The organism is Mesorhizobium sp. M7A.F.Ca.CA.003.01.2.1 (assembly GCF_003998945.1).
Lineage (GTDB): Bacteria > Pseudomonadota > Alphaproteobacteria > Rhizobiales > Rhizobiaceae > Mesorhizobium > Mesorhizobium ciceri.
The window spans coordinates 1-7,023 of the sequence record NZ_RZRA01000192.1 but is presented as its reverse complement, the minus strand read 5'-3'; the positions used below and the strand labels follow the sequence as shown (position 1 = coordinate 7,023).

Annotated in this window: 6 protein-coding genes and 1 pseudogene; 4 read left to right on the top strand and 3 right to left on the bottom strand. The window is 62.3% G+C overall.

Annotated elements, in window-relative coordinates; all coding sequences use genetic code 11:
• Positions 1 to 359 (bottom strand): annotated as a pseudogene (locus EN969_RS10625) (pilus assembly protein); the annotation flags it as partial.
• Between the two features lie 378 nt (positions 360 to 737).
• On the opposite strand from EN969_RS10625, the gene EN969_RS10620 reads away from it, so the two are divergent.
• Together EN969_RS10620 and EN969_RS10615 are read left to right on the top strand one after the other, a co-directional pair.
• Positions 738 to 1,562: a DUF2189 domain-containing protein gene (locus EN969_RS10620; RefSeq protein ID WP_013532367.1), complete on the top strand. Its 825-nt coding sequence runs from the start codon at positions 738 to 740 to the stop codon at positions 1,560 to 1,562.
• Positions 1,563 to 1,576: 14 nt separating this feature from the next.
• Positions 1,577 to 2,428 (top strand): dienelactone hydrolase family protein, encoded by an 852-nt coding sequence (locus EN969_RS10615; RefSeq protein ID WP_063167719.1) that lies wholly within the window; start codon positions 1,577 to 1,579, stop codon positions 2,426 to 2,428.
• 25 nt (positions 2,429 to 2,453) lie between these two features.
• Here EN969_RS10615 and EN969_RS10610 read toward each other — a convergent pair whose 3' ends face one another.
• Positions 2,454 to 3,086 carry a LysE family translocator gene (locus tag EN969_RS10610; protein WP_024504845.1) on the bottom strand — a complete coding sequence of 211 codons (633 nt, stop codon included), beginning with the start codon at positions 3,084 to 3,086 and terminating at the stop codon, positions 2,454 to 2,456.
• Between the two features lie 131 nt (positions 3,087 to 3,217).
• Positions 3,218 to 5,203 carry a TadE/TadG family type IV pilus assembly protein gene (locus EN969_RS10605; RefSeq protein WP_027163218.1) on the bottom strand — a complete coding sequence of 662 codons (1,986 nt, stop codon included), beginning with the start codon at positions 5,201 to 5,203 and terminating at the stop codon, positions 3,218 to 3,220.
• Between the two features lie 230 nt (positions 5,204 to 5,433).
• On the opposite strand from EN969_RS10605, the gene EN969_RS10600 reads away from it, so the two are divergent.
• Positions 5,434 to 6,294, top strand: coding sequence for a TIGR01459 family HAD-type hydrolase (locus EN969_RS10600; RefSeq protein WP_063170199.1), 861 nt, complete (start codon positions 5,434 to 5,436; stop codon positions 6,292 to 6,294).
• A gap of 6 nt (positions 6,295 to 6,300) precedes the next feature.
• On the top strand, positions 6,301 to 7,023 hold a 723-nt coding region (locus EN969_RS10595), incomplete at its 3' end, for a bifunctional riboflavin kinase/FMN adenylyltransferase (protein ID WP_164758211.1).

The following is a 7,023-nucleotide window of genomic DNA, read 5'->3' as shown; positions in this document are numbered from 1 at the left end:
ACGCAGGCCTGCGCGCCAGGTTTTATCTTGACCGAGGCCGAGCGGTAGGCCTGCCAGGGGGCCGAGGCGCTGATGAAGCTTGGGCGGCTTATGCTGGACGACAGCGAGATAAAGTAGGCGCTTGGACTGCCGCTTGCCGTTGCCGCGAAAGCGGAGACGCTGCCCAAATATTCCTGCTGGTCGGCCGCGCTCATATTGGCGGCGAAGAACTGCAGCCCAAGCTGCTGGACATCGCCAGCCGCCATATCGGGAGAGAACTTCGTGCCGATGGCGAGCCCAGCCGCGTCCAGCGAGTTCTGGAGTTGCGAGGCGTCATGGCTCGTGCCGATCAGATCGACGGCGCCGGCCAAACCAATCATTATTGGCAGCATAGCGAAGGCGGTCGTTATGGCAAAGTTGCCGCGCTCCGAAGACCAGAAGGCTTTCAATGCGAACATAGTCCCTCGCCGAAACTCGTAAAGCTCAGGTGATACGCCAGGGATCCCTACGAGTAATTTAAGTAAATGCTAAAATGCGTAAATGCTAAAATGCAGCACAATGATTGGCCAAAACGAAGGTCTGCCAAGGTACGCCATATGAGAGGCCATACGGAGAGTTGAACACAACGAGGAGTTGCTCCCCAGGCCATTGACCCGGCGACAATCGCCGCCAACTCTGCTATCATGCTTCTCGATCTTGAAGTGGCAGCTCTGGCGGCCATCCAGGCGGTGACCGCCCCGACACACGGGAGGAAGGTTATGGCCGGCTTTCATGTCATGGCGGACGCACGTGGAATGCATGTGCAGCCGACGGTGCGCCGCATCACCACGTCGGACCTTTGGGATGCGTTGCGTCTCGGGTTCGAGGATTTCTGGGCAAAACCATCGCACTACGTGTTCCTGTGCCTGATCTATCCCATCGTCGGCCTGATCCTGACGCAGTGGACGTCCGGCGCCAATGCCATCCAGCTCATCTATCCCCTGATGTCGGGTTTCGCTCTGGTCGGGCCGTTTGCGGCGCTCGGCCTTTACGAGATCAGCCGCCGGCGCGAGCTCGGCATGAACACCTCCTGGCGGCACGCGTTTGATGTCCGGCGCTCGTCCGCGATCCCGTCGATCGCCGTCATCGGCGTCATGCTGGTGGCGCTGTTCCTGTTGTGGCTCTACACCGCGCAATCGATCTACACTGGCCTGTTCGGAGACCAGCCGCCGGCCTCGATCGGCGGCTTCATCCGCGACGTGCTGACCACCAGTAAGGGCTGGACGCTGATCCTTGCCGGTAATGCCGCGGGCTTTGTCTTTGCCGTAATCGTGCTGGCCACCACTGTGGTTGCCTTCCCGCTGCTGCTCGACCGCGACGTCGGCGCCGTCTCAGCCATCGAGACCTCGGCCCGGGCGGTGATGGCCAACCCGCTGCAAATGGCGCTGTGGGGCTTGCTGGTCGCCGTGCTTCTGGTGATCGGTTCGATCCCGCTGTTTGCCGGGCTCGCCGTCGTCATGCCGGTGCTCGGCCATGCCACCTGGCATCTCTACCGCAAGGTGGTCGAGCCGGAGCGGGCACAGCAGATAAGACGGCCGATGTAACGAAGCAGGCACCCATGGCCTTCACCCTGCCGAGACTGCCCAACAAGGTCGTCTGTCTGACCTGCCTTTGTATCGGTAGCTATCTGCATGCCGCGCCAGCGCGCGCTGACCAGCCGGTGCAGTTTGAAAGCGCGGCTTCGGAGCCAACGCCATTTCAGAAGCGCATTGCGCAAGCGGGCGGCAACGTCCCGAGGGCCGTTCCCGGCACGCCGCTGCAGGGGTATTTAACGCGTCCGCCGGGTGAGGGGCCGTTCCCGGCTGTCGTGGTTCTGCACGGATGTTCAGGTTTGCCCCGAAGTGTAAGGAAAACCTGGTCCGAGCGACTGTCTTCCTGGGGTTACGTCGTCCTCGTCGTCGACAGCTTCAGCACCCGCGGCATTAAGGAGACCTGTGATGGCCTCCACCCTGTTGATCGCGTATATGACGCCTACGGCGCTCTGGAATACCTATCAAAATACAGTTTTGTCGACCCGCGGCGCATTGCGTTGATGGGGTTCTCCGCTGGCGGGAACGCAACGCTCGAGGCCTTGCAGTCTGGTGGAGACGAGCGGCTTATGGAGCGCAAATTCAAGGCTGCGATCGCCTACTATCCGGATTGTTCGGCAACGAATGGCGACATGGCGGTCCCGACCTTGATCCTGATCGGCGAGCTGGACGATCGGACCCCCGCCAAAAATTGCCAGGAGATGATGACGCAGCGCAGCGGCAAGGGAAGCTCTGTGCAGCTTGACGTCTACCCGGGTGCTCGTCACGGATTTGACTCCGCAGGATTGAAGACCGGCATCGAGGCCTATGGTCAGTACAATGCTGCCGAGCAATCCATCCTTGCCTCTCATGCATTCCTGAAAGAAGTCTTCGGCGGCTGACAGCGGCGACCGCCGGTTTGCACTCTCAGCGCTGCGCGTCTGTCGCCATCTTCAGCGCAAGAGCCGCCAGCACGGTTCCCATCATCCAGCGCTGGATGACCAGCCACAAGGGCCGTCCGGCGAGAAAGGTGGCGATTGAACCGGCCGTTACCGCGATGACGGCATTGACGCTGAGGCTGATCGAGATCTGTGTCGCGCCGAGCACCAGGAGCTGCGACAGGACGTGACCCTTGCCGGGGCTGATGAACTGCGGCAACAGCGACAGATAGAGCACGGCCACCTTCGGATTGAGCAGATTGGTCATCAGGCCCATGGCGAAAAGCTTGCGCGGCCGGTCCCTCGGCAATTCGCGCACTTCGAATGGCGAGCGTCCGCCCGGCTTCACCGCCTGCCAGGCCAGCCACAGGAGATAGAGCACGCCGGCAAAGCGCAGCGCATCATAGGCGTAGGGCACTGCGAGCAGCAGCGCGGTGATGCCGAATGCCGCCGCCAGTACATAGAAGACAAAGCCGAGCGCCACGCCGCCAAGCGAGATGAGCCCCGCCTTCGGCCCCTGCGACAGGGAACGCGAGATCAAATAGATCATGTTGGGGCCAGGCGTCAGCACCATGCCGAGGCAGACCAGCGCGAAGGCGAGATGATTGGCTGTTTCGGGCATCTGTTCTTCCCCAGCGCGCCGCGAATGGACGCGCGATCCGGCAGGCGGCCAAGATGTGCCTGTCCCGGGAGGCGCGCGCAAGTGCATGGCGGCGCCAGCCGTTGTTCCAGCCAGCCCCCGAAGCCTGAGGATCAGCCGACGATGCGCAGGTTCGACAATTCGTTGCCGATTTCCTTGAAATCGTTCGACAAGCTGGCGCCGGTGGCATTCCAGAACAGTTTTGCCGGCTTGCTCGCGTCCGTTGGATCCTTGCGGAAGCGCGAGTTCGACGAGCAGGATTTCAGCGCCTCGATCGCCTGCTGATCGGCGGTTTTGGTCGTCGACAGGTCGAGCGCCACCGTCATCACCATGATATTGGCTGCCTTGGCGTTGTTGCAAAGCGTCGCCATCTGCTCGTTGAGCGCGTTGGTGTAGTTGCCGTTCGAATAGTCGAACTGGCCAATGGCGCTCGATGTGCCCATGAACAGGCGGCCCACCGAAGTGCCGTTGTAGCCTGGGTTGAGATAGCCGAAGGACGCATAGGTCGATTTCGAATCGGCGGGGTCGGAATGGCTGAGCGAGGACGGCGTGTAGTAGGTATTGGCGCCGTCGGTCAGCACGATGACGACCTTGTCGTTGCCTCTCTCGGTTTCCGGGCGGCCTTGCGTGAACGGCTCGCCGCTCGAAACCACCCGCCAACCCCAGGCCATGCCTTCGGGAACATTGGTGCCGCCATCGGGCTTCATCAGGTCGATCGCGGCCTTGATCGCGGTAAGCCCAGTGGTAACGCTGACATCGGTCAGCGGCGTGATCGGGTTGGTGGAGCAGCTGTAGTTCGGCCCGTTGCCGGCGGCCAGCGCCGGCGCATTGATCGGCCTCGGTTGGAAATATTTGGACATGTTGCGCAGCCGGGATTGGCCGGTGCTGCTCGTCGGGTCGTCATTCCACCAGCTGTTGATGGCGCCATAGGTCGTCGGCGCGGCCTCGTCGGGATCCTGGGTGAGCCTCCAATGGTTGCCGGGTTCGTCCGGGGCGAACATCGGCACAAACATCGTCGCCGGATCGCCGACCCCTATGCCGGTGTTCGCCGAGCCGCCGGAAGGCGCCGCGTCGTTGACATTGTAGGGATAAGGCCTGGCCTCGACGCAGCCCTGCCAACTGGCGAACGGGCCATAGGTGTCGATGTAGTCGTATTCGTCGTGGTCGCGTTTGCAGGTGTTGTTCGGGTTGTATTCGTCGCACACCACGCGCTTGCTGTTGACGACACGCTCATGGTTGGTGACGACCTTCATGTCGCGATAGAGCGAAAACCGGGTCAGCATCTGGCCTTCGTCGGTTCCCCATCCGGTGCCGCGCTTGTACCAGATGCCGTTGGTCTGCTGGGCGTATTTGTCGGCTGCGTTCAGCGTCGACCAGTCGAAATTCTCGTTCGATACCGGCGACAATCCTTCGGTATCCATCCAGGGCGCATTGCCGTTGCCGGGCCCGACATTGACCGAGGCGGCAAACGGCACGAGGCCGAACTGCACCGGCCTGTCGACCTGCTTGATCATCGCCGCCTGCTGGGCCAGCGTGTCGACCAGCTGTTTTGCCGCGGTCTTGAGAAGGTCGATGCGCGTTTGCCCCGAGCCCGTTCCGGTCTTGGTCATCGACCCGGAATTGTCGAGTACCAGGGCGACTTCAAGAGTGTTCTTCAGCCGCACTTCCGAGGTGATGTTGAAGCTGATCCTCTGGTTGGCGTCGGTTTCGGATTTGCCGACGAGCTGGCCGAAGACCGGATAGAAATAGGGCTTGTAGTCCAGCCGCGCGGTCATCTTGAGCAAGCCGCCGCCGGTGGTGTTGCTTGGCAAGGTGACGGTGAGCGTCGTATTGGCGGGATTGATCTTGTTGAGGTTGGCATTGAAGAAGTCGAGCGCATAGGCCCTCAACTGGTCGTCGGTGGCACCCTCCGTCAGCCGGCGCGCCGTGGCGAAGTTTGCGGCATCGAGCGCGTTCGAAACCGCCTGTTTTTCGCGGCTCATCTCGGTGAAGTCGACGGCCATTGCCAGGGCGCCCATCAGCGGAACCATAGCGACGACCGTCATAAGAGCATAGTTGCCGCGTTGGTCGCGGCAGAACTGACGCCAAAGTCCATGCATGTCTTGGAGCGGCCCCCGCCGGCGGATTCTCGATCGACGCCAGCTTTCCACAAAACGCTGAAGGCCGGGTTTGGCAAATCGCTCTATTGCCGGGTCAGCACTTCACCAACCGCTAACCAATCGTGCCTGGCGAAAGCTGGTGACAGGCCGGAATGGTTCGGCTAATCCGAACCGGCTGCGGCGAACCGTCTGTCGTGGCGGTCGCAACGATCATGACTGAAGGAAACGGCATGGCGGATTCGCCTGAAATCATCGGCTCGCTCGAAGACGTGTCGAAGGCCTATTCGGCAATCCTGTGCGACGTCTGGGGCGTGGTCCATAATGGCGAAACGCATTTCCCTGTGGCGGCCTCCGCATTGGCAAGGGCTCGAGAGGCGAAAATCCCCGTCGTCCTGATCACCAATTCGCCGCGCAGAAGTGCCGATGTCGTGGCGCAGATGAACGCGATCGGTGTTCCACCGTCAGCCTACGACCGGGTGGTTACCTCAGGCGACGTGACCCGGGATCTGATCGCCGAAGGGCCGCGCAAGATTTTCCATATCGGCGCCGACCGCGACTTCACCCTCTATGAAGGTCTCGACGTCGAGCTTGTCGAGGAGTTCGAGGCGTCCGGCGTCGTCTGTACCGGCCTGTTCGACGACGAGGTCGAGAAGCCCGAGGATTACGCGGAGCTCCTGCGGCGGCTGCGCGCCAGGAACCTGCCTTTCATCTGCGCAAATCCCGACATCGTGGTCGAACGTGGCGAACGCATCATCTGGTGTGCCGGCGCGCTGGCGCGTGACTATGCCCAGCTCGGCGGCCGCACATTGATCGCTGGAAAACCTTACGCGCCGATCTACAATCTCGCGATGAAGGAGGTTGCCGAGATTCTTGGCCAGCCGGTCGAGCGCGGCCAGGTGCTGGCCATCGGCGACGGCATGATGACCGATGTGAAGGGCGCCGCCGACAATGGCTTCGATGTTCTTTATGTCTCCGGCGGTATCCATGCCCGCGACTATGGCGATGCCCTGCAACCGGATCCGGCAAGATTGGCGGCCTTCCTGGAAAAGCATGGCTATGGTCCGGTGGCCGTCATTCCCAGACTTCGGTAGGTGACGATGGCAGCCTTCCAGCGCATCCTGGCAACCGCGCCGCTTCCCGCCGACCTGCGCGGCGGCGTCGTGGCGATCGGCAATTTCGATGGCGTCCATCGCGGCCATCAGGCGGTGCTCGAGCGAGCCTCGGCGGAGGCAGGACGGCGCGGCGTGCCGGCCCTGGTGCTGACATTCGAACCGCATCCGCGCAAGATCTTCAGGCCTGATATCCCGTTGTTCGTGCTGACGCCGCCGCCGATGAAGGCGCGGCTGCTGTCGCTGCTGGGCTTTGCCGCGCTCGTCGAGCAGCCGTTCACGCGCGACTTCGCCTCGCTGTCGGCGGAAGCGTTCGTGACGGATGTGCTGGAAACGAACCTCGGCATTACTCACGCCGTAACCGGGTTCGACTTCCATTTCGGCAAGGATCGTCAGGGCGGCCCGGCCTACCTGATGGCGGCCGGCGAGCGTCACGGCTTCGGCGTCACGCTCGTCGACGCGTTCCGGGACGAGGGCGCCGAGGTGGTGTCGTCCAGCCGTATCCGCGGATTGCTGGGCGAGGGTGAAGTGGCTGAAGCCGCCGGTCTGCTCGGCTACCGGTTCACCGTCGAAAGCGAGGTGGTCGGCGGACAGCAGCTTGGCCGCACCCTTGGCTTTCCAACCGCGAATATGAGGCTGTCGGCTGAAGCCGCACTCAGGGAGGGCATCTATGCCGTCCGCTTCCGCCGCGCCGACGGCACGCTTCACGAC